Raw genomic sequence first — 25472 nt, 5'->3', positions numbered from 1 at the left:
GTTATTGGTCTTGTACAGGGCGGTCATATCAACGACCTCCGTAGACTTCGTTGGGCAGCCAGGTGGCCAGGGGTTCGAACCAGAAAACCAACGCCAGTCCGAGCACCTGCAGGGCAATAAACGGCAGCACCCCCAGGTAGATATGGCGTGTGGTGATCCCCGGTGGGCAAACACCCTTGATGTAAAACAGGGAGAAACCAACCGGCGGGGTCAGGAACGAGGTCTGCAGACAGATGGCGAACATCACCGCAAACCACACCGGCTCCACGCCAAGGGAGAACACCACAGGGGCAACCAGGGGCAGAATGATCAGGGTGATTTCCACCCAGTCCAGGAAGAAGCCCAGCAGGAAGGTAATGAACAGCACGGTGATCAGAATGCCAGTGGTGCCGAACGGCAAACCGGTAATGGCATCGCGAATCACATCATCGCCGCCCAGGCCGCGAAGGACGGCAGCAAATACCGTGGCGCCGATAAAGATGCCGAAGATAAAGGCCGTGGTGCGGCTGGTCTGGTACAGGGATTCCCGCAGTACCTTGACGTTAAGACGCCGGCTCAGAAGCGCCATCAGCAGGGCCCCGAACGCCCCCACGGCCGAGGCTTCGGTGGTGGTGGCAATGCCAAAGAAAATGGAACCCAGCACCGCAATGATCAGCGCCATGGGCGGCACCACCGCCAGGAATACATCGAGAAGCGCCCTGAGATCCAGCGGCTCCCGGTTTTTCGGCGCCGGGGCCAGGTCCTTTTTGATGAAGGAGGCAATCAGGATGTACAGGATGTACATGGCGCCGAGCATCAGGCCCGGAATCAGCGCCCCCATGAACAGCTTACCGACAGACGCATCGGACGTGCCCAAACGATCCGCCATCAACACCAGCATGATGCTGGGGGGCACCAGAATACCCAGGGTGCCCACGGAACACGCCGTACCCACCGCCAGGGATTTGTTGTACTGGGCCTGCATCATCGGCCCCAGGGACAACATGCCCAACAACACCACCGAAGCCCCGACAATACCGGTAGAGGCCGCCAGCAGCACACCGACAATCACCACGGTAATGGCATAGCCACCGCGCAGCGGGCCGAGTACCCGCACCAGGCTGTGCATCAGCCTCTCGGCAATGCCGGAGCGGTCGAGCATGATGCCCATGAAGATAAACAGCGGTAGCGCCACCATCAGTTCATTGGCCACCACCCCATACAATCGGGCGTCCAGGACGCCGATGGTGCCGTTCCAGGTGAACCAGAGGTCGGCATCAAAATGTTCAATCAGAAAGTTCGCCAGTACGGCAAACACCAGGCCTATGCCCGCCAATGACCAGGCCACTGGAAAACCCAGCAGCAACAGCACCATGAAGGCGGCGAACATGGCAATAACCAGAAGTGTTTCCAAGCCCATGATTCTTGTGCCTCGTTACGGATGCGGGTGTTCGCCGTTGCCATCACCTTCGGGCGTGGCAATCTCGCGGGGAAATCGGAACAGCAGCGTGCAGCAACGCAGGGCCCGGGAAGCCAGGGCAATACCCACCAGGGTCATGCCGATGGGCAGCACGCTCTTGAAGATGAAGCGATAGGGCAGGCCGCTGGGGGCCTGGGAACGCTCGTTGTACACATAAGAGCTGTAGGCGTAGGGAATCAGGGTTTCCACCATCAGGTAGACGATGGGCAGCGCCAGCAACAAGATGGCCGCCAGTTCTATTCTCGCCTGCCATTTCAGGGAAAACCGTTCCCGCAACACGTCCACCCGAACGTGATCGTCTTTCACCACCGCAAAGCCCAGGGTGAGCATCATGGCGGCACCGAAGAAGTGCCAGGACAATTCCTCAAGCCAGATCGATCCGGCATTGAGAATGAACCGGCTGAACACGTTGGCCAGCACCACCACCAGCACGGCAATCCATAGCCAGGAACTGAGCTTGCCAACGCCAGCCACAAACCGGTCCAGCCACCAGGACAACCGGTTGTAGGGCAGGCCAGACCCCGCCTGAGCAGGCACGGGCGCCTTGGGGGATTCGTGCTCGTGAGTCACAATCACCTCGACATAATCAGGGAAAATTCGGGGTGGATGCCGGCAACGCCGGCATCCACAGGTTCAGGACTCGGTATCAGTCGTACTGATAGAAGTCCCGGGGCAGGTAGCCCTTGGAGTGCCAGATGGAGTGGTGTTCCATAAACTCACGCTGGCTGGTCAGAACGCGACGGAACATTTCGTCTCCGGCGGCGATCTCGTCCAGTACTTCGTTGGTGACTTTCTGCAGCTCACGCAGTACCGGCTCCGGCAGAGTCTGGGCGTTTACGCCTTCCTTCTCGTAATCCCGCAGCGCCGTGGGCTGGGCCCATTCACTTTCGGCGAAGCCTTTCAGGGTTGCCGATTCGCAGCCCATTTCGATCACGGCGCGGGTTTCAGGCTTGAGCTTGTTCCAGACGTCCTTGTTCACCAGCAGGTGAGAAGTGGTCAGAGTCTGGTGCCAACCCGGCATGATGTAGTTCTTGATGATCTGGTCCAGGCCCAGCATCTTGTCGATGGCCGGCTGGGAGAACTCGGTGGCATCGATGGTCTTGCGCTCCAGGGCCTGATACAGCTCACCGCCCGGAATCATGGTGACTGATGCACCCAGCTTTTCCAGTACCTTGCCACCGATGCCGGCAAAGCGGATTCTCAGGCCGTCGATGTCATCCAGGCTTTCGATCGGCTTGGCGAACCAACCGGCACCCTCGGGGCCAATGATCGAACAGAGCATGGGGTGGATGTTGCGTTTGGCGTAGATTTCTTCAAGTAACTCGCGGCCCTCACCCTGGTAATACCAGGCCAGGTAGGCAGGGGGTTCCATGTTGAAGGGGGCGCCAGAGTACAACGGCAACGCGGGAATAGTACCCTGATCGTAACCCACCCAGGTGTAACCGGCGGGGTACTTGCCTGTGCTGACGGATTCCATGATTTCAAACGGGGGTACCAGCTCGCCCGGCTCATAGTAACGAAGCTGGATATTGCCGCCAGAAACCGCTTTCAGGTTCTCAGTCAGGTGTTTGACCGGGGTAGTCAGGCCAATCAGATGCGATGGGAATGCCAGGGGCACCTGCCAACGGACTCGTTCCGATGCCAGGGCATCGCTGCTGATCAGGCTGCCGGAAATCACAGCCGCAGCGGTAATACCATAGGTAAGACGCGAGAGCTTTTGCTTGATCGACATGAAATGGATCCTTCTTGTTGTTGTCATCCACCTTTCGGTCTTGGTGCCGAAAGGCTGGTCTGAGTTGAATCAGACAACGCACGAAACCGCGACTGACCGGTTCGGGTCCAACGAATGTGCGCCAGTGTTGTTTTCGAGCGTTGTTCTGACGTCCTGCATTCAGGCTGTAGCAGACACCGTGCCATCCAAACAAAGTCTTTATTTATCAATTAATTATGATTTTTCCCCATATTCCAGAAACATCGGAGCGTCTGGCTGACCGGACACTTCAAGACCTTGGTCGGAGTGAAGTGTCCTAAAAACAGGACATATGTCTTGGATTCAGGACAGCTTCGCCAGTTTTTCATAGAAAACCGACCGGGAAATGCCCAGCAGACGGGCGGCCTTGGTACGGTTACCCCGGCAGGCCAGCAGCGCCTGCTCGATGGCCTGGGCCTCCGCCTCGGCCAGGGTCTGGGCGAGCGGCCGCACCGGCCTGGGCGCCATGGCCGGCACAGTGCGCTGGCTCGCCCTCGGCAATACCTTGAAGATGGCATCGGCATCCAGCAGGTCGCCATCCTCACTCATGGTCAACGCCCGCTCCAGCACGTTGCGCAATTCCCGGATATTGCCCGGCCAGTCATAGCTGCCAAGAGCCGCCACCCCGGCATCGGTAATTTCCCCCCGCAGCCCCTGGCCCTCGCAGATTTCACCCAGCAGCGCCTCGCACAGCACCCCGAGATCCGCCAAGCGGTCCCGTAGCGGCGGTATGTTGATTTCCAGCACGTTCAGGCGGTAATAGAGGTCTGACCGAAAACTGCCCTCAGCAATCATCGATTCCAGATTCCGGCTGGTTGCCGCGATGACCCGAACATCCACATTGGCCACCTTGTTTGAACCCAGGGGTTCGATTTCCCCCTCCTGGAGGGCCCGCAGCAGTTTCGCCTGCAACGGCAGCGGCATGTCGCCCACTTCGTCCAGGAACAGGGTGCCCCCGTTGGCCAGTTGAAACTTGCCATCACGGGTACGCCGGTCAGCTCCGGTATAGGCACCCGGCGCCACACCAAAAAACTCCGCTTCCAGCAGATTTTCCGGAATGGCCGCCACGTTCACCCCAACGAAGGGTTTGTCGGCCCGGGGCGATACCGCGTGGATCGCCTGGGCCAGAACCTCCTTGCCGGTACCGGTTTCTCCCAGCAGCAGCACTGGCATGTCCCGGCCAGCGGCCAGACGGGCACGCCGTTTGACTTCCAGGGCAGCGGGACTGCCACCAACAAAGTCTCCAAGGCTGTAACGGGTGCCCCGGGCCTTCTTCGCCAGCGCCTTGCGGGCGGCGGCGAGATCACGGTGCAGGCGACGGTATTTTGATACCAGTGGCGTCAGCGGTTGCAGGTCATCATAAAGGACGAAGGCAACCGCCCCCTCGATCTCACCCTGCTGGTCGTAATAGGGCAGCCGGGTAACCACCAACTGCTGCTGGTTGTGTTCCATGATGTCCAACAGCAGGGGTTTGCCGGTTTCCACCACCTCCGGCATTCGGGTTTGGGGTATCACCTGGCGCACCGGTTTGCCGATTGCCTGGGCCGGGTCGCCAAGGCCCAGCAGGTGGGAATAGCTGCTGTTAATCCAGGTAATCCGGGTATGCCGGTCCACGGCAATGGCACCGGCACTGGCTTCCTCAAACATGGGAAACAGCGCTTCTATCAGGTCTCTTGTCAGACCACTCTTGTTTCTATCGGTAAACAGCTCGGTCATGTACCGCGTACTCACGGGCCGGAATTGGTTCATGGGGCAACCCTGGGCGTCCGGATTTCCGGACGCAGTCACGGAAGTATAGAAAGCCCCCGGTCCGGGGGCAAATCGAAAGTCGGCAGCTCGGCCTCGATCAGGGCCAGATCACTATGGGTTTCATGATCGTTCCTTGTTTGTTGTTTTTGGAAACGCCTCACGGGAGGCAAACATGCCCTTGCGTATCCTGTGCCAACAACCCAACCATCTGTTTTTATTGATTTAATTTCAAATAACACAGATTCAACAGGTGAAAGCTTCCGGATTTCCGGACATGCACAGGCTCAAATCATCTTCGATCCCCGGCAATGCGGCCTTCTCAGACGTGTCCGGCTTTTCAGACAGCGTCCTGCGAACCGGACACATACCCCATCAACATCCATCTTCAGCGGCAGCTCGTATCATCGGAGTAATTAGTAAGCCTTAAGGAGGCAGGGGGTGATCGTTCGTAATGTCAGGTATATCAGCGCCATCATGGCTATGTCCGCCCTGTTCCTGACAGGTTGCGCCAGCCACCAGCCAACGCCATCACACTCCGTTACCCTGCCGGAAACCGGGTTCACCGTTCATTCCTCGCTCCGATATTCACCGGATACCTGGCCAGAGCCGCTGTACGCCGATCTCTACGTGCCTGAGCGCACGGATCCTGCCCCGGTAGTTCTGATGGCTCATGGTGGTGGTTGGGAGCGTCGCTCCCGAAGCGATATGACCTGGGTGGCGGAGTCCCTGGCCAGCCAGGGATTCGCCGTGCTCAACGTGGATTACCGGTTCGCCCCGGACTTCACGTTTCCGGCACAGCTGCACGACCTGCAGATCGCCCGCCACTGGCTGAACCGGAATGCCGGCCGCTATGGCCTGGACACCTCCCGGGTCACTGGCTTCGGCTTCTCCTCGGGCGCTCACCTGGTGGCCCTGCTGGCCACCGTGGCCAGCACCGACAGTGACCTGAACAGGCCCCATGGCGGCCCGGAAACAGCTCTAAAGGCTGCGGTGGCCGGCGGGCTTCCAGCGGACTTGCCCGCCTTTGGCTCTGGCCGGCTATTGCGTCAGCTTCTGGGGGCTGAATTGGAAGAACAACCCGATCGTTACCAACGGGCGTCTCCGGTGACCCATGTGAGCGCAGCAACACCGCCATTTTTCCTGTTTCACGGCACCATGGATATGCTGGTTCCGTTCAGTCAGGCTGAGCGTTTTGCCGAGGCCCTGGATGCCCAGGGGGTGTATCGCGAGATCTACCGGATGCGCCTGCGGGGCCATGTCACCAGCTTTCTGACCGCCGGCAATGCGGTCGATCAGGCGGCCCGGTTCCTGGCTCGCCAGGGCGCCGGGCCGCAATCAGCCCAGGCGAATGAACGGTAACAGGCTCAACCCGAGAATAACGGCAATGGCGATGAGTGCCGCCAGGAAGGTGACCGGCCGGCGTCGAAACTGATACCAGAGCCCGGTTTCACCACGCTGGCAACGGGCCAGGTAGTCTTCGCGCTGGGCTTGCAGGCGGCGGGCCTGGTAGTCATCCAACAGCGCCCGGGCGCGCTCCGCCTCGTCATCGTCATGCACCCAGAAACCGCCCATGCTGATGCCCCAGCGGCTGGGTGGTGTTTCGTAATAGCGCACCTCATGCTCTTCGAACAGGGCGCGGATATCGTCGGCCTCGTCGTCGGGTACGTTACGCAGGTTCATCAGGTGGTGGGGCATAGGGCGTTCCGGCTGGCTTAACGGGCGTTGTTGGCTATATCCTAGCAGGAAAGCATAACCGACCGAATGCAACAGGATTCTGCATGAGCCACCACCCCCTTCGTCTGCTGCTGGAGTTTGATGACCGCATCCAGCGCGACAGGGAGCAAGCCCCCGCCTTTCTGCACCGCCGGGACCGGCGTTTTGCACTGGACTGCGAACAGCAGGGCATTCGCCCCGACGCAGCGGCCTGGCTGGCACACATGCAGCGACTCAGCGGCCCCGGCAGGGCAAGCCAGGCGAACCACAAGCTCGAGTTGCAGTGGCAACGGATTCAGCGTGGTTTTATCGCAGCCGGGGCACTGTTTGGGGTGATTACCATGGCCGGCCTGCTGTTCTACGATGGCGGCCAGCGCATCAATATCACGGTGTTCGTGGCATTTGTGCTGCTGCAGCTGTTGCTGGCTACCGCAACCACCGTCCAGGCGGTTGCCGGCTGGCAGCCCTGGGGTTGGTTGCAACGGCGGTTGCAGCCGCAACTGCCGGGGCAAACCCTGGCACAATTGCAACCGCTGTTGATGGCCCGTGCCGCCCACGCCGGCGGCACCGCGTTCGCCACCACCGGGCTACTGACCCTGCTGGTGTTGCTTGTGATTCAAGACCTGGCCTTTGGCTGGAGCACCACACTCGACACGGCCGCCGGCGGGTATCACACACTGGTGCAGGCGCTTGCCACCCCCTGGGGCTGGCTGTGGCCGGCGGCTGTGCCGTCCCAGGAACTGGTCGAGGCCACGCGGTTTTTCCGGGCGGCGCCGGACAGCCCCGGCACAGCTCCGGCGCAATGGGGCCAATGGTGGCCATTTGTCGTCATGCTGTGGCTAACCTGGGTGCTGGTGCCCCGCTTAATGCTTCTGGCTTTCAGCCACTGGCTGATCACCCACAAGGCCCGCCGGATTCTGCAACAGCATCCCGGCATGCAAGCGCTGGCCTGGCGTATGGAAACCCCGACCCTGGACACCGGCAACCAGCACAACGACGCCGACGACCTCCCCGACACCACCACCCGGGCCCGGACCGTCGAACTATCAGACACGGACCATATTGTCTGTTGGGCCGGTGCCGGTGAGCCGGAGTTACCGCAACAACTGCTTGGTAACCAGACCCAGATCCTAAAGGCCGGGGGGCGCGCCTCCCTGGAAGAGGATGACCGGGTGCTGGCAACCCTGGCGCAGGCCCTGTCAGAGAACCCGGAACCCAGCGTTATGGTGGTTACCCGCAGCTGGGAACCCCCCACCGGCGAGCTGCACGACTTCCTGGACCATGCCCGGGAGCAGTGGCCAGGGAATACCCGTGTACTGGTGCTACCGCTGGCCTCCGACGCCAACCGCGCACCAGCCGACCACTTGATCCAACCCTGGTTGCGATTTACCGAGCGCCTACCGGCGGGCTTTGCCCAGGTCACCGTGCTGCCGTCCGTGCCGGATAACCCCTACCAGACCGGAACCGAACGCCCATGAGCCAGCAGCCGGTTTTCGCCGTGGTCGGCCATCCCAACAAAGGCAAGTCCAGCGTGGTGGCCACCCTGTCCCAGAACGACGCCATCGCCATTGCCCTTGAACCGGGCACCACCCGGGCCCGACAGGCCTACCCGCTCAGTGTTGATGGCCAGCAGCTGTACACCCTGGTCGACACCCCCGGCTTCCAGCGACCCCGGCGGGTACTGCAGTGGTTGGAGGCCCACAGCCTGTCGGCCTCCGACCATCCGGAAACCGTCCGGGCGTTCGTGCTCCAGCACCAGGGCGACGATCGCTACGTGGATGAATGCGAATTGCTGACACCCGTTATCGAAGGCGCCGGGATCATTTACGTGGTGGATGGTTCCGTGCCCTACAGTACCGAGCACGAGGCTGAAATGACCATCCTGCGTTGGACTGGCCGGCCAAGCCTGGCCCTGATCAACAGCATAGGTGATGACGACTACAGCGATACCTGGCAGGCCGCACTCGGCCAGTTCTTTCAGGTTGTCCGCAAGTTCGACGCCGTTCGCGCCCCATTCGAGCAGCATCTCAGCCTGCTCAAAGCCTTCGGACAGCTTGAACCGGACTGGGAGCAGACCCTCGCCCGGGCCACCGACCTGCTGGCCCAGCAACGACAACAGCGCCGCCACCAGGCCGCCGGCCTGATCGCGCGAGCCCTGGAAGACATGATGGCCTATCAGGAGAAGCGCACACTCACCCTGGATCAGGTGGCCAGCATCAGTGATGCTTCCCTGGCTGAAACCCTGCGGGACCGCTGGTATCGGCATCAGCGCCAGCGCGAACAGACCCTGCGGGTGAACATTGAACACCTGTACCAGCATCAACGTATCCAGCGCCAGGAGGCAGAGCTGGAATGGGCCAACCAGCACGACCTGTTCTCCGAAGACACCCGGAAACACTGGGCGGTCAGCAAGAAGTATCTGGCCGGGGCCGGCTTTGGTGCGGGAGCGGTCGGGGGTGCCGGCATTGACGCCGCGACCTTCGGCACCTCCCTTGGCACCGGAGCCCTGGTGGGTGGGCTGATCGGTGCCGCCGGCAGCTACTTTTACGGTGACCGACTGCTGCTCCCGGCACTGAACATCGGCCCCCTGAAAGACGGTTTGAAAAGCGCCACGTTCGGCCCCGTACAGGACAGCCAGTTCGGCTATGTTGTATTGGGCAGGGCAGTAGATCACTGGTGGCACATCAGTCACCGAAACCACGCCGGACGGGACCTGCTGGAGCTGGAACCAGCCGATCAGCATTGGCTGGAGCGGCTTGATAAACACAGTCGCCGGGAGATCCAGAAAGCCTTCGACCGTTGTCGCAAGCAAAAATCTCTCGGCCACCCGCAACGACAGATTCTGGCAACCGCCATTGAGCATGCCATGATGGTTTACGACGATTGGCGGTTGAATCGGCCTTAACCGGCATGTTTATACTGTACGGCTATTCCATCACACAATGAGGAATGCGAATGAAAATTGTACGAGTGCAAGACATTATCGGTACCGAGCGCGAAGTCACCGGCCCAGGCTGGACCAGCCGCCGCATGCTGCTGAAAAAAGACGGCATGGGTTTCTCGTTCCACGAAACCATTATTCCCGCCGGTGCTGAGTTGAACCTCTGGTACAAGCATCACCTGGAAGCGGTTTACTGCGTTGCCGGTAACGGCAAAATTCTGGATAAGGCCACCGGCGAAACCCACGAGATCACCGACGGCACCCTGTATGCACTCGACAAGCACGACCAGCATACCCTGTACGGCGGCACCGAAGACATGCGCCTGATCTGTGCCTTCAACCCTCCGGTCACCGGCCGCGAAGTACACGACGAAGACGGCGCCTACCTGCCCGACACCAGCGAAGACTGAACCCGCTGGTCGTGACAACCCCTTCGGCAACAACTGCACCGCCATCGCCAGCCAGGCTGCTGCCGGTGGCGGTGCTGCTTTGGCTGGCCGGTGTTTACCTGAGAATTCCGGTACTGGTGGCACCGCCACTGGCGCCATTTATTTCAGATGAACTGGCGCTTACGCAGGCCCTGACTGGCGCCCTCACCACTTTACCCATCCTGATGCTGGCCATTGGCGCCATGCCTGGCTCCCTGGCCATTTCCCGCATCGGCCCCAGAAACACCCTGGCCATGGCCATGGTGATCATGGTGATCGGCTCTGCGGGCCGCGGCCTGGTGCCAGACACCTTCACCCTGATGCTCGCCAGCGCGGTCATGGGGCTCGGCGTCGCCATGATGCAACCGGCATTACCGGCTTTGCTGCCACGCTGGCTGGCGCCCCATCACCTGGCCATCGGCTCTGCCATCTACATGAACGGCATGTTGATGGGCGAATTCATTGGTGCCGGCATCACATTACCGGTGCTCATGCCATTGCTGGATAACAGCTGGCGCGCCACGCTACTGGCGTGGTCGTTACCGGCACTTCTGGTTGCCGCAGCCCTGTTTCTGCCCAAGCGGGACCTGGCACGGCCGGTGCGCCGCAGCGCCTGGCTGCCAGACTGGAAAAACCCGCTGACCCTGCGTATTGGCCTGCTGTTGGGCTTGTCCGGCTCCATGTTTTTTGGCCTTAACGCCTACATGGGGAACCTGCTGGCACAGCAGGGGCATTTTGAGAAGCTGGCAGACGCGCTTTTCTGGTATAACTTTGCGCAAGTGGTGGCCTCGCTGCTGATGCTCAAGATGGCCCGATTCTGGGTAGGTAAGCGCAGCATGATCATCTTGATGGCGGTGCTCAGTATTGTCGGCACCGGCGGCACCATTGTCCTTGAGGGGTGGCCAGCCATATTCAGCGCCACCCTGATGAGTTTTGTTGCCGGTATCCTGCTGATTCTGCTGGTTGCGCTGCCACCACTGCTGGTACGCTCGGAGGAAACCGGGAGGTTGTCGGCCGGCACGTTTCTGGTGGGTTATACCCTGGCGTTTTCAGTGCCCATGATCGGCGGTCTGATTGCCGACTGGAGCGGGGATATCCGCCACGCCATCATGGTGATGGTAGGGTACAGCCTGCTGGTGTTACCCATAGCCTTTACTCTGGATCTGCGCCGTCGACCGGCCTGAGTATCATCTGTCAGCAAACAAACATCGTATGGAAGCCGTTAAGCCCCATGCTCAAGCAAGGACTCTGTGTTGAAACTGGCCACCCTGATTAACCAGCTCGCGGATGAAGACACCAGCGCTCTGAAAACACTCAGCCTGGTGGTGGACTGGATTCGCCCGCAACGGGGCGAAACCGTCCACAACGCCGTTGACCGCATGAAGCAACTGGAAGGTGCCCTGACCGAGAACCTGGACGTACACCTGGCAGTGTCTGGCCGGCTGCAGGAATGGCTCGACCAGGCCCAGTTTTTCCAGTTGTTGTCTGGCCTGGGGCTCTATTCCCGCCGCGGCTTCCTGAAAGAAATCGGCGAGCGCCTGTACGAGCGGATCAACCCGGCCCCCAAAGACCGCAACAACGTCAAGAACGTGTTGTTTGTGGTGTTCCACCGCAAAGACGACGCCGAATGGATTCACCGCATCCCCGATGAGGCTCTGATCCGCCTGTTGACCACCCTGTGGCACTTTTCACCCTCGGCTCTGGAACGCACCCGGAATCGCATTTACAGCCAGATGCTCAACGCCCTGGAGATGATGTCCATCTGGGTCGCCGCCGAGGAACTGGAGCCCAACATCCTGCGCTTGAACCCGAAGATCATTGACCGGGAATCCGCCTTCGTGGCCCTACAGCGGGAAATTGCCGCGCTGGTGCAATCCTGGGGGCATGCCCTGCAGGAAAAGGAATCCGTTGAGCTGGACGATGCCCACGCCCGGGTACTGATTGAACAATGCCGTGAAGAGATTGACCGACTGCAACGCAAATCCGTCACCGCCGGCTCTACCATGGCGCTGACCCACCTGCTGGAGCGGCTGCACCAGACCCTGGACCGGATTGAACACCTGCTGGATATTCTGGACCCGGCAGACCCGGTGAAGCGACTTAACCGATCCGTGGAACTGTTCAAGACCCTGGTCCAGGCCAGCGCCGAACGCCACGGCGTCAGAGCCTTGTGGCGCGCCAACCTGAGGCTGATGTCCCGCAGCGTCACCGAGAACGCCAGCGACCACGGCGAGCACTACATTGCCGGCAGCCGAAAAGAATACCTGGCCATGCTGGCCTCCGGCGCCGGGGGCGGGTTTATCATCGCCTTCATGGCACTGATCAAGATCCAGATACTCCAGCTGGACCTGACCAGGGGCTGGGAAACCCTCTGGGTCAGCCTGAACTACGGCATCGGCTTCATGATCATCCACATGCTGCACTGCACCGTGGCCACCAAACAGCCCGCCATGACTGCCGCCAGCATCGCCGAAAAAGTCGAGCAGGGCGAACAGGGCCGCGCCAACGCCCGCAAACTGGCAGAACTGCTGGTCCGGGTTGGCCGCACCCAATTCGTCGCCATCATGGGCAACGTTGCCGTCGCCCTGTCTGTGGCTTTCGCCGTTGGCTCGTTATACAGCCATGTGCAAGGCGTTCCGCTGATCAGTACCGAACGCTACGATTACATGCTCACCGGCATCCACCCCTGGCAAAGCCTGGCCTTGATGTACGCCGCCATCGCCGGTGTCTGGCTGTTCTTCTCAGGCCTGGTGGCCGGCTACTTCGACAACCGCGCAGCCTACCTGAACCTGGCCGAACGCCTGGAACAACACCCCCTGCTGCGTCCCCTGATGCCGCCGGAAACCCGCGCCCGCTTCGGCGCCTACGTGGCTGAACACTACGGCGCCCTGATGAGCAACTTCGTGTTCGGCGTGCTGCTCGGCATCACCGGCTACATCGGCTACCTCCTGGCCCTGCCCATCGACATCCGCCACGTCGCCTTCTCCTCCGCCGACGTCGGCTACGCCATGTCCGTGTTCATCCCCGGCGCCAGCGACTTCGCCCTGTTCACCCTGTTCGCCCTGCTGATCGGCGGCGTCAACCTCATCGTCAGCTTCACCCTGGCCCTGAACGTGGCGCTCAGAGCCAGAAACACCCGGATATCCAGCTTCCCGAAACTGATCAAAGCCTGGTTCCAGGTGGTCGCTGAAAACCCCATGGCGCTGGTTTACCCGCCAAGAGATCCGCTGCCCGAACCGGATGACATCAAAGAGGCTCAACCCGACAGCCCGCAAACCAAGGCCGAAAACAAAGAACAGCGCCAAAAGGCCCTGCAGAAATAAAAAAGGGCCGCCAAAGCGACCCACAAAACAGTAGCAAAATAAGACTTCCCGAACCGACCCGACAGGCCGTGGGGCGGGGAGGTCTTTTCCGCCGGAAAAAAGATGTCTGAGCGAAGCGAGTTGTTTTTTCCGGCGGAAAAGACCTCCCCGCTCCGCGGCCAGACTCCCAAACTCAGATGTAGTAGTCCTTCAACGGAGGAAAGCCATTAAACTCCACCGCACTGTAAGTGGTGGTATAAGCCCCGGTCGACAGCCAGTACATCCGGTCACCAATCGCCAGATTCAAAGGCAACGGGTACTTGTGGTGCTCATACATGATATCGGCACTGTCACAAGTCGGCCCCGCAATCACACAGTCCTCGCCCTCACCGGTCTTCTCAGTCCAGATCGGAAACTTGATCGACTCATCCAGCGTCTCGATCAGCCCCGAGAACTTACCCACATCGGTAAACACCCATCGGTGCAACGCGGTACGGGACTTCCGGGAAATCAGCACCACCTCACTCACCAACACACCGGCGTTGGAGATCAGCGAACGGCCCGGCTCAATGATGATCTCCGGCAGATCGTCACCAAAATCTTCCCGCAGAAAACGGGCAATTTCCTCTGCATACACCGCCAGCTCATTGGTGCGGGTGATGTAGTTGGCCGGAAAACCACCGCCCATGTTGATCATCTTCAGCTCAATGCCGTCTTCTTCCTTCAGGCGCTCAAAAATCACCTTCACTTTGTTCAAGGCGGCATCCCAGGCGCCGATTTCCCGCTGCTGGGAACCCACGTGGAATGACACGCCGTAAGGCACCAGGCCCAGATCGCGAGCCAGGATCAGCAGGTCCATGGCCATATCCGTCTGGCAGCCAAACTTGCGGGACAACGGCCAGTCTGCGGTCAGGGTGCCTTCGGTCAGAATGCGCACATACACTTTTGAGCCCGGCGCCGCTTTCGCGATGTTGCGCAGGTCGGCTTCGGAGTCCGTGGCAAACAGGCGCACGCCCTTCTCGTAGAAGGTGCGAATGTCCTTCGCCTTCTTGATGGTGTTGCCATAGCTGATGCGATCACCGGTCACACCCAGGCCCATCACCTTGTCCAGCTCATACACCGATGCGATATCGAAACAGGCACCCTTGTCCCGCAGCATGGTCAGAATCTGCGGCGCCGGGTTGGCTTTCACCGCATAGTAAACCTTGGCGTACGGGAACCCTTCCACCAGCTCCTCGTACTGACGGTCAATGGTCTGGGTGTCGATGACCACAAACGGGGTTTCCTTGCCGTCGGCAAAGTCCTTGATCCGCTTGAAGGTCTCGGCGCTGTAATAATCGGCGATGTCAGCGTTGGGGTTCAGATTCATGGGTGGTGTGTCCCTCCACAGGGTAAACGGGCATAAAAAAGGGTAGCACAGCCTCGCCGTGTTACCCGTGAATAGTCGCGATCATCAGGCTTTTTTCTGACCACCGCAAATGCGCATATATACCCATAAATCCGGCAACGGAAACCGGACCTCTGGCAGAGAATTCTGTATCACACCGCCACCGGCCAAAGCGGCGTCGGCTCTGTCGGCCCGTCCGGATCCTGGGGGCAGCTCTGCCTGTTCAGATAATCCAGAATGGCCTCTTTTAGATCGCTGCCCTGGCCGAGCCCCTGGTTGCCAAACAGCCGGTTGAATTCCAGAACGTAGGGGTAGCCGTCAACCAGCGCTATATCAAAGCCGGCGTGGTCTACTCCCAACTCTCTCGCCAACCGCAGGGCCAATTCGGTGACCACCCCTGGCACCTCGCTGGTATCAATTTTCCCACCCCGGGCCACGTTGTTGTAGAAGCCCTGTTCCGCCTGGGTTCGCCAATAGGCCGTCAGCACCCGGTCACCCACCACCACAACCCGCACATCGCGGTCGATAGGCAAGTATTCCTGAGCATAAAGTACGTGGGTACGTTCGCAGTACCGGCGCCAGTCGTCCCGGTTTTCAATCAGCCACACTCCTTCGCCCATACTGGCCTTGGGCAGCTTCGCCACAAAGGGCAGGGCCATGGTGTCCCAGATCAGATCCCGCTCCTGGGGGCCGTTGGCTTCGATCAACGTCCAGGGGGTGTGTTCCGGTACTACGGTCTGGAACGCACGGGTCATCTCCACCTTGTCATGACCAATGCGGTAGCTGGCCTCGCTTGGAAACACGCGGCACTTGAGCCCATGGACCAGGGCGTTCAGTTGCCAGTATTCCGGGAACAGCACCCAGTCGGCGTCTCGCAGCAAGTCCTTGTGTCGAAGGAACTGCTCCGGCTTGAGTACTGTGGTGTCAGGAAAGCCAAGGGTACGGAAGATATCAAAGGAAACCAGGTGCATGGTGTCAGCGGCACTCCAGATAGGTTGCGCGCATTTTATACAGAATCCGGTTCCGGACAAGCTACCTCAGGAAAAATAATTGACCGGCGTCATGGACAGAGCGAATATAAATGATAATACTTTGCATTAACACAAAAGGAGCTACCCATGACCAAAAACCTGATGTTTGCCACCCTCACCTGCGCCGCCTTTGCATTCGGTGCCAACGCCCACGCCAGTGACGTCGAGCACTTCAAGGGCAAGCCCTCTGACACCCTGGAACAAGCGGTTAGCAACTTCTCGGAATACAACAATAAGTTGGAAAAGGTATTGGCCGGAGACATGACCCCCGAGGCCATGAACGAGGTCCACGAATTGACCTATACCCTGGAAAACGCCCTGGGCAAGATCAATGAAGAACTGCGCGAACTGGCGGATATGCTGGAAGAAGTTCACGTTGCCTCCGAGCACGCTGATGGCAACGCTGTTAAAAAGCACGGGCAGAAGTACCTTGAAGTCAGTCGGGAAGTGATCAAATAACGGATTGCTGTTCCGGTTCTCCATCGCTGCTAACCTGAAGGCTACTCACCCGGTGAACACAGGTTAGTGGCGATGGCCGTTCTTGATCCACAAGCGCAGGCACTGTTACAGCAGGTTGAAGAGGATACCCACTCGGGCGCCAGTCAACTGGCGCTGACGACTCTGCGCCAGCTGCACCGCTACGTCGCTGAACAACCGGCGGCAATACAAGGCCTGGAACCGTTGTTGGCTGCCCTGACCAAAGCCCGCCCCAGCATGGTGGTGATTGGCAACAGTGTCGACCGCCTGCAACGAGCACTGGCTGAGAATCTACAGTCAGCTGAAAGCGCCATTCAGGCATTAATCATCGAGCTCGAATCAGCCACCAGCCAGCTGATCGCCCACGCCCGCGCACTTGTACAACATGGCAACACCATCCTGACCCACAGCGCCAGTTCTGTGGTGCTGCAGTGTCTGACCGAACTGGCCCGGGATGGCGTGGAGTTTTCGGTGATCTGCACCCAAAGCAGCCCCGGTTTCGAGGGCCACGGCCTGGCCACAGCGCTGGCCCACCAAGGGGTTCCGGTCACACTGATTACCGATGCCCAGGTCGGTCTGTTTATGCCGAGAGCAGACCTTGTGTTCACCGGCTGCGACTGCTGGCTGGCGGACCATCACTTTATCAATAAGAGCGGCACGCTGCTTGTAGCCCTGGCCGCGCGGCATGCGGGAACGCCGTTCTGGGTATTGGCGGACACTTTCCGGGACAGCCCGGAAACCGTTAACAGCATCCAACTCGAGGAAATGCCCGCGGATGAACTGCAGGGGCCCGCAGAGACGGGCATAACCGTGCGCAATATCTACTTCGAACCGGTGCCTGACAGCCTGGTGACCGGGCGGGTCAGCGAGCAGGGCGTTTTTTCGTTCCCTGCTGGGCCTGGGCGGTGAGTGGGTCGTCCGGCCAGGGATGTTTGGGATAGCGGCCACGCATGTCCTTGCGCACCTCGGGATAGGCGTTCTGCCAGAAACTGGCCAGGTCGGCAGTAACCGCTAAAGGCCGCTGGGCCGGTGACAAAAGGTGAATCACCACCGGCACCCGACCACCTGCCACTTTCGGCGTTTCGGTCCAGCCAAACAACGCCTGCAGCTTGGCCGCCAGCACAGGGCCGTTTTCCACGCTGTAATCCAGGGTGACATTTTGGCCGGTGGGAATGGTAAGGGCTTTCGGGGCCAGTTCTTCCAGTCGCTGCTGTTGCGGGTAATCCAGCAGGGCGTTCAGGGCCGGAACCAGGTTGATGCCGGCCAGGTCAGACCAGCGCTTCATGCCCGCCATAAACGGCGCTAACCAGGTCTCCAGGGTGTCCAGCAAGGACTGGTCGCTGATCTCCGGCCAGTCACCGGGAAACTGGCCGGCCAGTAATCTCACCCGGGCAACCCACTGGCGTGCTGCATCGCTCCAGGGCAAGCTGTCCAGACCTTTACGGCGCACCGCGTCCAGCAGGCCCTGCTGAACCAGTTCCGGGGCCACCTGATTCAGCGGTTTCTCCGCCAGCACCAGTGCCCCGAGCTTGCGGACCCGACGGGCTACGATGGTGCCGCGTTTGTCGTCCCACACGGCTTCCTCACGTTCTTCAATATGGTTAGACAAGTCCTGCTCCAGGTCTGCGAGGTCGACCGGTGCCGCCAGATAGATGGTTGCTTCCCGGGCCTTGCCATCCAGTTCCGCCGCCACCAGCCAGTCCTGCCTGGCCAGGGGATCGTCCTCCCGCAACACCGCACCCTTGCCGTTGCTCAACTGATACCGGGGCATGGCCCCTGAGCGGCGGCGGGCAATACGGTCCGGATAGGCCCGGGCCAACACCCGCCCAACGTCGGTTTCCGAGGGTAGATCCTGAGCCAGCTGGCCACGGCACAGTCGCTTTGCCGCCTGCCGAACCGCCTGCAACCGTGCGGTGTCCAGGCCGCGATGACCGCGCTCCCCCCGCAGCACCCGAATCCGTTCAGGCAAATCAGCGCCTGAGCCTGGCCCGAGCAAATCCCGCTCCTCCAGCAGCGCGGCCAGCTCTGCCGCCAGCTGGCCCAGCCCCAGAGCACGGCCTTTGATCACCATATGGGCCAGGCGCGGGTGCAGACCCAGCTCCCGGGCCGCCTTGCCGTGGTCGGTGATGGCGCCCTCGGCATCCAGCAGATCCAGCCACTGCAATAACGCCACCGCCTGCTGCCAGTGCGCTTTTGGTGGTGTATCAATCCACACCACCTGCTCCGGGGAACGGGCCCCCCACTGGGCCAGTTCCAGTACCAGCGGCGCCAGGTCGGCTTGCTGGATTTCCGGCGGCGTGTAGTCCGCCAACCCGAACTGCTCCGACTCACTCCAAAGCCGGTAACACACCCCCGGCTCAACACGACCGGCCCGGCCCTTGCGCTGCTCGGCAGACGCCTTCGATACCCGCCCGGTCACCAGGCGCGTCATACCGCTGTTAGGATCAAACACTGCCCGGCGCTGCTGGCCGGCATCAACCACTACCCGCACGCCTTCAATGGTCAGACTGGTCTCGGCAATCGCTGTGGCCAGCACAATCTTGCGGGTACCGTCCTGTGCCGGCGAAATCGCCCGATCCTGTTCTTCAGCTTTGAGATTGCCATACAACGGCGCCAGCACCACGTTATCCGGCAACTGACCCGCCAGCTGCTGCGCCACCCGGCGAATCTCCCCGGCCCCGGGCAGGAACACCAGCATGGAGCCGGTCTGCGCTCCCAAGGCCTCCTGAACCACCGCCACTATCTGGTCCACTATCCGGGCATTGCGGGGTAAGGGTCTGTACAACACCTCCACCGGAAACGCCCGGCCCTCGCTGGTGATTACCGGTACATTCCCCAGCACCCGGGCAATGGGCGCGGTATCCAGGGTGGCCGACATCACCAGCAATCGCAGGTCTTCCCGCAGGGCCTGCTGGCTTTCCCGCACCAGCGCCAATCCCAGATCAGCTTGCAAGGAGCGCTCGTGAAACTCATCAAACAGCACAGCGGCATAGTCTTCCAACATCGGGTCGTTCTGAATCAGGCGCGTCAGAATGCCCTCGGTCACCACCTCAATCCTGGTGCTGCCTGACACTTTGGTATCCAGGCGAGTCCGATACCCCACCGTCTGCCCCGGCGCTTCCCCAAGCTGCTTCGCCATATACCGTGCCGCCGACCGCGCCGCCAGCCGCCTGGGCTCCAGCATCAGGATCTTCCGGTTGTCCCGCCAGGGGGCGTCCAACAGAGCCAGCGGGACCCTTGTCGTTTTACCGGCACCCGGCGGGGCCTGCAGTAAGGCTGTGGTGCCTTGGTTCAGGGTTTGTTTTAGCTCTGGGAGTATGTGTTCTATTGGAAGCATGGGGTGTGGTTGGGTTTAGCCTGGGAGTTTTGGGGTGGCGCGGGGTGTTTAGGTTTTTTTGGCCGAAAAAGAACTCGCTTCGCTCAGACACCTTTATTCGGTCAAAAAAACCTAAACACCCCCACACCCTGCGTAACTTTAAGGGAATATCCAGAGGTTACCATGGTCGTACTTGGGTTAAGCCGCTTACGCCGTCAAGCTCACCCAGCAAATTATCTTTTTCAGCGGAACCGCCGTGGTCAGCTAGCGCGGGGTGGCGGGGTATTTTTTTCCGCCGGAAATGAATGTCTGAGCGCAGCGAGTTTCATTTCCAAGGCAAAAAATACCCCACCACCCCGATCAATCCCCCACAACCCGCAGTCTGGGTCCACACCACATCAAGACCGCGAATGCCAAACCTCAGCCCGGGGCACAAAGAACGCAAACAAAAGCCCAAACGCCAGCGACGCCACTCCAATACCGAAGGCAGACCCCAGGGTACCGCCCGCATCCAGCCATTGTTTGGTGAGCCACGGCCCAACCATCTGGGTGAAACCGTAAAGCGCCACCATCGCCGCCGACAACCGGGGCCCCTGATGGGGATGCAATGCCCGCCCGATACGCTGAGTCAGCAGCACCGTACCCAGGAACGTGCTGCCTACCAGGGCTGCACACAGGACCAACCCCAAGGCCCCAGGCCAGACCACCGCCGCCAGCACCCCCGCCAGCTGGATCAGGAAATTCAGCCTCAATGCCGGCAGATCCCCCATCAGGGCCCCCAACTTGTTCCAGAGCCAGGGTGCGGGAATGGTAAACAGGGCTACGATCACCCAGGTGCCGTCCAGTAGCCCGTGGCCCTGGGGCAAGGTCATCTTGGCCAGCAGCGGCAGGAAGGTCATCGGCAGGATGTACCCAAGGCCAGCCCCGGCATAGGACAGGAACAACGGAATACTCGCTCGATCCAGTAACGGGGTATTGCTGACCACCTGCCCGGAATCGTCGTGCTGGCGCACCGGTACGTCCAGCCTGCGCAGCTGCATGGCGCCCCACCAGGCTATTGGTATCGACAACACCGCCGCGGGCCACCAGCGCTCGGCGCCTTCAAGCAGGGTCGCAGAACCGGTGACCAGTCCGCTGGACACCAGCAGGCCGATGCCCACACCGATATAGACCAGGCCGCTGAGCGAGGCCCTGTTGCGCAACACCAGCCACTCCAGTATCAACGCGGGCGCCTGCACGAACACCACGCCGTTGGCCACGCCGTTCAGCCAGCGGCTTGCGGATATAACTGTGAGGTTGTCGGTCTGGGTGACCACCAGTGTGGTGACCACATGAATAGCCAGGAACAGCGGCAGCATGACACGGATCTGGTCAATCCGATGCCAGCGAATGGCCAGCATGGCGCCCATCAGATACCCAAGATAGTTCCAGGTGGCGACGGCAGCGCCATCCGGGGCGCTGAATTGGCCGTCTGCAACCAGGTAGGGCAGCAGCGGGGTGTAAATAAACCGGCCAAGACCATGCACCACCAGCAACACCAGGGCGCCGGCGGTCAGGACGGTAAACAGCTGTCTTGGGTCAGCAGAGTGCGAGTTGGTCATAGCTCAGCCCGGAGGTCGTGTCGATCAATGAAACGGCCGAGCAGTGTAGGTCACTACCGATTAATTGTCAGTGTGACTTTCGCAGGATAGGGTCCAGCCAGCTGGCCCGCCGAACGAGCCACGGGCTCAGGAGCCGGGGTTGCGGTTCCTGGCCCACTGGGTGATGCGCTGATAGGCCTGGGCCAGCTCCTGGGGCTTATGGGGCGGTTGGATCAGGGCCTGAAGCCGGCCCTCGGGGTTAAGCAAGGCGAAGTGACCACTGTGGTCCACCAGCAGTTGCCCGTCCACCTCCCGATGAACAAACACGGCGCTGACACTCTTGGCCAGTTCACGCAGGGTCTCCAGGTCGCCGGTCAGGCCATGGAAGTTTTCACCGAAAAAGCCGGTATAGGCTTTCAGTTGTTCCGGGGTGTCGTGTTCCGGGTCGGCCGTGACCAACAGGTAATCCGGTTTGGGCACATCCGCCGACAACAGCTTGTCGGTCTGGCGCAGATTCGCCATGGCCGCCGGGCAGATATCCGGGCAGTTGGTGTAGCCCACAAACACAAACGTCCACCGGCCCTTCAGGTCATCGCGGGTGACGGTTTCACCCTGTTCGTTGGTGAGGGTGAACTCCGCCAGGGGGCGCGGCTGCTCGTACACATAGGTGTTGTACTGGCTCAGGTCCGGCGCCGCCACTGGCGATTCACCGGCTCCTTTCAGGAACACCTGCCGGCCAACCGTCAGGCCGAACACCAGCATGACCACCAGGAACAAGACAAACAACGTGATGCGTAACGATCGCCCCATTGGGCCTCCACTTTATAAACCCGGAAACTGTCAATCAAAAATAGACAAAATGATCCACCAGCAGCACCACAAATAGCGCCATCAGGTAAGTGATGGAGTATTTGAAAGTGTTCAACGCCACCCGCCGGTCATCGCCCTTCAACAATCGGATGGCGTATTGCAGGAACCTCAAGCCTAGTGCCAGTGCACCGATCAGGTAAATACCACCTGACATCCCTGTGACAAAAGGTAGCAGGCTGACCGCCAGCAACATCAGGGTATACAGCAGAATGTGCAGCTCGGTGTACTTGTTGCCATGGGTCACTGGCAGCATGGGAATACCGGCCTTGGCGTATTCCTCTTTACGGTGAATGGCCAGGGCCCAGAAGTGCGGCGGTGTCCAGGCGAAGATGATCAGTACCAGCAGCAGGGCGTGCCCCTCCACCTGACCGGTAACGGCAGTCCAGCCCAGCAAGGGAGGCATAGCCCCCGCCAGGCCACCAATGGTGATGTTCTGTGGCGTGGCCCGCTTCAGGAACAGGGTGTAAACCCCGGCATAACCCACCAGTGAAGCCAGGGTGAGCCAGGCCGTCAGTTCATTCACCTGCCAGACCAGCACAATCATGCCCACGGCTGCCAGTACGGTGGCAAACAACAGGGCATCAATCGCAGCAATCCGTCCGGTGGCCACCGGGCGCTTGCGGGTGCGGGCCATCACGGTGTCGATCTTCTGGTCGACGACGTGGTTCACAACGGCGGCGGCCCCTGCCAGCAGGGCAATACCCAGGTTGCCATACAGCAGCACACCCCAGCCGGGCACGCCAGGCGCCGCCAGCAGCATGCCAATAACCGAGGTGAGGATCATCAGCGCAACCACCCGGGGCTTGGTCAGCTCCAGGTAATCCCGCCAGGAAATGGATTTGCTCAGGGAACTCGCATGCTCCTCGGCCGGCAGCGCTTTGACTTGCTCGCTCATGCCGTTACCTCCCGATTTATGGTTGTTGTATGGGTTGCGGGGGATGTTTCAGATTGTGGTAGCTGCCGATGTTGCCAGATCAGGTTGACCACAGTCAGCAGCAGTCCTGCCCCCATGGCGTTGTGGGCGACGGCAATAGAAAGTGGAATGTACAGCCACACATTGGCCAGGCCCAGGCCGATCTGCACGGCCAGCGCCGCCGAGACCAACGCGATGCTCCGGTCCAGACCGCTATCACCTCGATTCCGCCAGAGCAGCATCAGCAGGACGACAAAGTAGCCGAGTACGATAACCGCACCCAGGCGATGGGTAACATGAATCGCTACTCGGCCATCCGCCGTCAACTGCCCCCCCAGATAGTTCGGGCCAACCTGCTGGGTAATGTCAAAGCCATGCTGGAAATCCATACCTTCCGGCCACCATTGCCCCTGGCAGGTAGGCAGGTCCGTGCAAGCCACGGCGGCATAGTTGGCTGCGGTCCAGGCACCCAGCGCAATTTGCATGATCACCAGCATAAGACCACCGTACAACCAGGGGCGCAGGCGGGCGAGGGCCGGCGATGCTGTGCTTGAAGGGGCAGAGCCCCGGGATCGTTTGCGCAAACGTAGCGTTAGCAATAGCAGCAGAGTAAGCGTGGTGAACCCACCCAGCAGATGCAGGGCGACCACCTGTGGCCAGAGTTTGAGGGTCACGGTCCAGGCGCCAAACGCGCCCTGTAAAAGAATGAAGGCAGCAATGAACAGAGGCAGTTTGACCGGCACACCCGCCCGGCGGTGGCGTACCGCAGTGGCGGCCAGACCAAACACCACCAGGCCCAGTATGCCTGCAGCGTAGCGGTGGATCATTTCCGGCCAGCCCTTGGACACATCCACCGGCGTCTCGGGGAAACGGGCATTGGCGATGGCAATGCGGGTTTCACTCTGGGGCACCGTCAGGAAGCCGTAACACCCCGGCCAGTCAGGGCAACCCAGCCCGGCATCCACCAGTCGGGTCCAGGCACCAAGCATAATCACCACCACCGCCAGCAGGCAGGCAGCGGTGGACCAGCGGGCCATTTTCTTAACCGTTTGAGCAGATTGCTCCCGGGAAAACTGTTGCGTCACGTTCCGTTCTCCCTGGTCAGCCAATCTGCGACAACTTCAGCAAATGCTTGAGGTCTTTGAGCATTTGCTTGCCAGTGTGCTCGGTGCCGTAATGCATCATCACGTTACCGAAAGGATCGATCAGCAAGATCCGGGGAGCTGTCTCGGGTGACACGCCAGTGGGCCAGGCCGCTGCCGCGCCGGGTGCCGGGCGCAGTCGCTCCATGGAGCTGTACTCTGCCTGCCAGCGTTGCTCGAGCCCGGCTGGCACAGAGCCCAGCGCTGCTGCCCGGCTGACCCGAGGTGCATTTTTGCCAAGGGCGATGTTTACCTGGCGGGCCAGATACAGAAGCTCCTCACAATCGGTGCCGCAAGTACCTGAGACCACAAGCATAAGCCAGTTAGGGTCGACCTGATCAGCGCCGAAGCGCTCTGCCAGCGGCACCCCGTTTGAGGTTTCCAGATTCAGTGCCTGCACCGGCACCGGCGGCATCAGGAGTTCGCCTTCGTTGGTATGACCAACCGGATTCAACCAGCCGGTATAAAACATGATGGTGGCCAGAATCATCGGCCCAAAACCCACTGCAAACAGCAGCAGGGCGGTGCGCCTGCCACGACGAACCTGTTCCGGGCTGAGGGGGTCCTGCCCGGTCACGGAATCAGCCGTTGTCGTTGTCATTATCGGCTCCTGTCTTTCGGATTCTTTCATTTTTTTTATAACTCGCCACTAACGTCAATATAGTCAGTGCTGCAGCAAGCGCAAACCATTGCACAGCATATCCGTAGTGGGTCTGTGGGCCCATTACATCCGGTGCATGATCGGCGCGGTAAGCACCGGGCTGCTCGGAGTCTGAGAGCTTGAGGATCATCCCGGCCGGACTAGCCACCGTGTCTTCAACAGTGGCTGCAGGTAATGCCTGTACCCGTCTTGGCCAGCCACTGGCTGGGCCCGTATCCTCAGCCAGCACGGGGGGCACCGGATAATCATCCAGCCGTCCCTCCAGGGTAAACAGTCCGCCCGGGGTGTCGATTTCCGGCAGTTGATCCCGAGTGCGGGGGCCGCGAACCCAGCCACGATTGACTACCAGTAACGGCCCCTCTACCGGCGTAAACACGGTCAACACTTCGTATCCGGGCACGCCGTCACGGGTTCGGTTATCCAGCAGCCAGGTGTATTCGGTATACCAGCCGGTCAGAACAACCGGCTGCCCTTTCTCTAATCCGCCTGAGACCAGTTCTGGCCAGTCGGCCTGGCTGGCCTGTTGCTGCCAGGCCGCCAAAAGCAACTGCTTTTCCTCGGCCCGGTTGAGTTGCCAGACTCCCAGGCTCAGGAGCACGGGCAACAGCAGCCCGCTGAACATCAGCAATCGCCAGTCAAACTGCCATCGGCGATTCATCAACCGCACCTACCCATGCTTTGCTATAGTGATATCAGGTTCCCATCGTGCACCGGGGACTCTGTCCATAAAACCATTCAACAACAGGGACACCC

At 60.4% G+C, this 25472-nt stretch carries 22 protein-coding genes; 8 read left to right on the top strand and 14 right to left on the bottom strand.

Going from position 1 to position 25472, the window contains the following annotated elements; all coding sequences use genetic code 11:
- Positions 1–28: 28 nt before the first annotated feature.
- The 4 genes from RVM24_RS17020 to RVM24_RS17005 all read right to left on the bottom strand — a co-directional run bounded on the left by RVM24_RS17020 (position 29) and on the right by RVM24_RS17005 (position 4925).
- On the bottom strand, positions 29–1399 hold the full coding sequence (locus RVM24_RS17020; RefSeq protein WP_106694539.1) for a TRAP transporter large permease: 1371 nt from the start codon (positions 1397–1399) through the stop codon (positions 29–31).
- Between the two features lie 15 nt (positions 1400–1414).
- Positions 1415–2029, bottom strand: a complete 615-nt coding sequence (locus tag RVM24_RS17015) for a TRAP transporter small permease subunit (protein ID WP_208622815.1) — start codon at positions 2027–2029, stop codon at positions 1415–1417.
- 76 nt (positions 2030–2105) lie between these two features.
- Positions 2106–3191: a TRAP transporter substrate-binding protein gene (locus tag RVM24_RS17010; RefSeq protein ID WP_061331363.1), complete on the bottom strand. Its 1086-nt coding sequence runs from the start codon at positions 3189–3191 to the stop codon at positions 2106–2108.
- A 321-nt stretch (positions 3192–3512) separates the two neighbouring features.
- Positions 3513–4925, bottom strand: coding sequence for a sigma-54 interaction domain-containing protein (locus RVM24_RS17005; RefSeq protein ID WP_431475413.1), 1413 nt, complete (start codon positions 4923–4925; stop codon positions 3513–3515).
- Positions 4926–5396: 471 nt separating this feature from the next.
- Between RVM24_RS17005 and RVM24_RS17000 the strand changes: the two genes are divergently transcribed.
- Entirely contained in the window at positions 5397–6317 is a 921-nt protein-coding gene (locus RVM24_RS17000; protein WP_431474428.1) for an alpha/beta hydrolase fold domain-containing protein, read from the top strand.
- Here the strand turns inward: RVM24_RS17000 and RVM24_RS16995 are convergent.
- Positions 6294–6653, bottom strand: a complete 360-nt coding sequence (locus RVM24_RS16995; protein ID WP_061331364.1) for a DUF6164 family protein — start codon at positions 6651–6653, stop codon at positions 6294–6296. The genes RVM24_RS17000 and RVM24_RS16995 overlap by 24 nt on opposite strands.
- A gap of 83 nt (positions 6654–6736) precedes the next feature.
- Between RVM24_RS16995 and RVM24_RS16990 the strand changes: the two genes are divergently transcribed.
- The 5 genes from RVM24_RS16990 (at position 6737) to RVM24_RS16970 (ending at position 13363) form a co-directional block, all read left to right on the top strand.
- Positions 6737–8149, top strand: coding sequence for a DUF2868 domain-containing protein (locus RVM24_RS16990; RefSeq protein WP_286922513.1), 1413 nt, complete (start codon positions 6737–6739; stop codon positions 8147–8149).
- On the top strand, positions 8146–9576 hold the full coding sequence (locus RVM24_RS16985) for a GTPase/DUF3482 domain-containing protein (protein ID WP_286922512.1): 1431 nt from the start codon (positions 8146–8148) through the stop codon (positions 9574–9576). Before RVM24_RS16990 ends, RVM24_RS16985 begins: the two co-directional genes overlap by 4 nt.
- 50 nt (positions 9577–9626) lie before the next feature.
- Positions 9627–10022: an ectoine synthase gene (locus RVM24_RS16980; RefSeq protein WP_008176749.1), complete on the top strand. Its 396-nt coding sequence runs from the start codon at positions 9627–9629 to the stop codon at positions 10020–10022.
- Positions 10023–10033: 11 nt separating this feature from the next.
- On the top strand, positions 10034–11224 hold the full coding sequence (locus tag RVM24_RS16975) for an MFS transporter (RefSeq protein WP_286922511.1): 1191 nt from the start codon (positions 10034–10036) through the stop codon (positions 11222–11224).
- A 69-nt stretch (positions 11225–11293) separates the two neighbouring features.
- Positions 11294–13363 (top strand): site-specific recombinase, encoded by a 2070-nt coding sequence (locus RVM24_RS16970; RefSeq protein ID WP_286922510.1) that lies wholly within the window; start codon positions 11294–11296, stop codon positions 13361–13363.
- A 172-nt stretch (positions 13364–13535) separates the two neighbouring features.
- On the opposite strand, the gene RVM24_RS16965 is transcribed toward RVM24_RS16970, so the two are convergent.
- Together RVM24_RS16965 and RVM24_RS16960 are read right to left on the bottom strand one after the other, a co-directional pair.
- Positions 13536–14711, bottom strand: a complete 1176-nt coding sequence (locus tag RVM24_RS16965; protein ID WP_061331369.1) for a type III PLP-dependent enzyme — start codon at positions 14709–14711, stop codon at positions 13536–13538.
- A gap of 170 nt (positions 14712–14881) precedes the next feature.
- Positions 14882–15700: an ATP-grasp domain-containing protein gene (locus RVM24_RS16960; RefSeq protein WP_286252865.1), complete on the bottom strand. Its 819-nt coding sequence runs from the start codon at positions 15698–15700 to the stop codon at positions 14882–14884.
- Positions 15701–15847: 147 nt separating this feature from the next.
- Here RVM24_RS16960 and RVM24_RS16955 point away from each other — a divergent pair, with 147 nt between their 5' ends.
- Together RVM24_RS16955 and RVM24_RS16950 are read left to right on the top strand one after the other, a co-directional pair.
- Positions 15848–16219 (top strand): DUF6746 family protein, encoded by a 372-nt coding sequence (locus tag RVM24_RS16955; protein ID WP_286922509.1) that lies wholly within the window; start codon positions 15848–15850, stop codon positions 16217–16219.
- Between the two features lie 72 nt (positions 16220–16291).
- Entirely contained in the window at positions 16292–17146 is an 855-nt protein-coding gene (locus tag RVM24_RS16950; RefSeq protein ID WP_286922508.1) for a translation initiation factor eIF-2B, read from the top strand.
- Here the strand turns inward: RVM24_RS16950 and hrpB are convergent.
- The 7 genes from hrpB to RVM24_RS16915 form a co-directional block, all read right to left on the bottom strand.
- Entirely contained in the window at positions 17100–19574 is a 2475-nt protein-coding gene (gene hrpB, locus RVM24_RS16945) for an ATP-dependent helicase HrpB (RefSeq protein ID WP_286922507.1), read from the bottom strand. The two genes, RVM24_RS16950 and hrpB, sit on opposite strands and share 47 nt — an antisense overlap.
- A 377-nt stretch (positions 19575–19951) precedes the next feature.
- Complete coding sequence (locus RVM24_RS16940; protein ID WP_286922506.1) at positions 19952–21154, bottom strand: YbfB/YjiJ family MFS transporter; 1203 nt, start codon at positions 21152–21154, stop codon at positions 19952–19954.
- A 126-nt stretch (positions 21155–21280) separates the two neighbouring features.
- A complete protein-coding gene (locus tag RVM24_RS16935; RefSeq protein WP_286922505.1) occupies positions 21281–21943 on the bottom strand; it encodes an SCO family protein in 663 nt (220 codons plus the stop codon).
- Between the two features lie 34 nt (positions 21944–21977).
- The gene (cyoE, locus tag RVM24_RS16930; RefSeq protein WP_058091858.1) at positions 21978–22898 is read right to left on the bottom strand and encodes a heme o synthase; all 921 of its coding nucleotides are present in this window, start codon (positions 22896–22898) and stop codon (positions 21978–21980) included.
- A complete protein-coding gene (locus RVM24_RS16925) occupies positions 22895–23953 on the bottom strand; it encodes a COX15/CtaA family protein (protein WP_286922543.1) in 1059 nt (352 codons plus the stop codon). Before RVM24_RS16925 ends, cyoE begins: the two co-directional genes overlap by 4 nt.
- Before the next feature lie 64 nt (positions 23954–24017).
- Positions 24018–24659 (bottom strand): hypothetical protein, encoded by a 642-nt coding sequence (locus RVM24_RS16920; RefSeq protein WP_061331375.1) that lies wholly within the window; start codon positions 24657–24659, stop codon positions 24018–24020.
- The gene (locus RVM24_RS16915) at positions 24640–25377 is read right to left on the bottom strand and encodes an SURF1 family protein (protein WP_286922504.1); all 738 of its coding nucleotides are present in this window, start codon (positions 25375–25377) and stop codon (positions 24640–24642) included. The genes RVM24_RS16920 and RVM24_RS16915 overlap by 20 nt, the downstream gene beginning before the upstream one ends.
- Positions 25378–25472 lie beyond the last annotated feature (95 nt).

It is taken from the genome of Marinobacter sp. KM021 (assembly GCF_050707965.1).
In the GTDB taxonomy this organism is placed as follows: Bacteria; Pseudomonadota; Gammaproteobacteria; order Pseudomonadales; family Oleiphilaceae; genus Marinobacter; species Marinobacter shengliensis.
The sequence above is the reverse complement of the archived record's forward strand: the minus strand, read 5'-3'. Positions and strand labels throughout refer to the sequence as shown.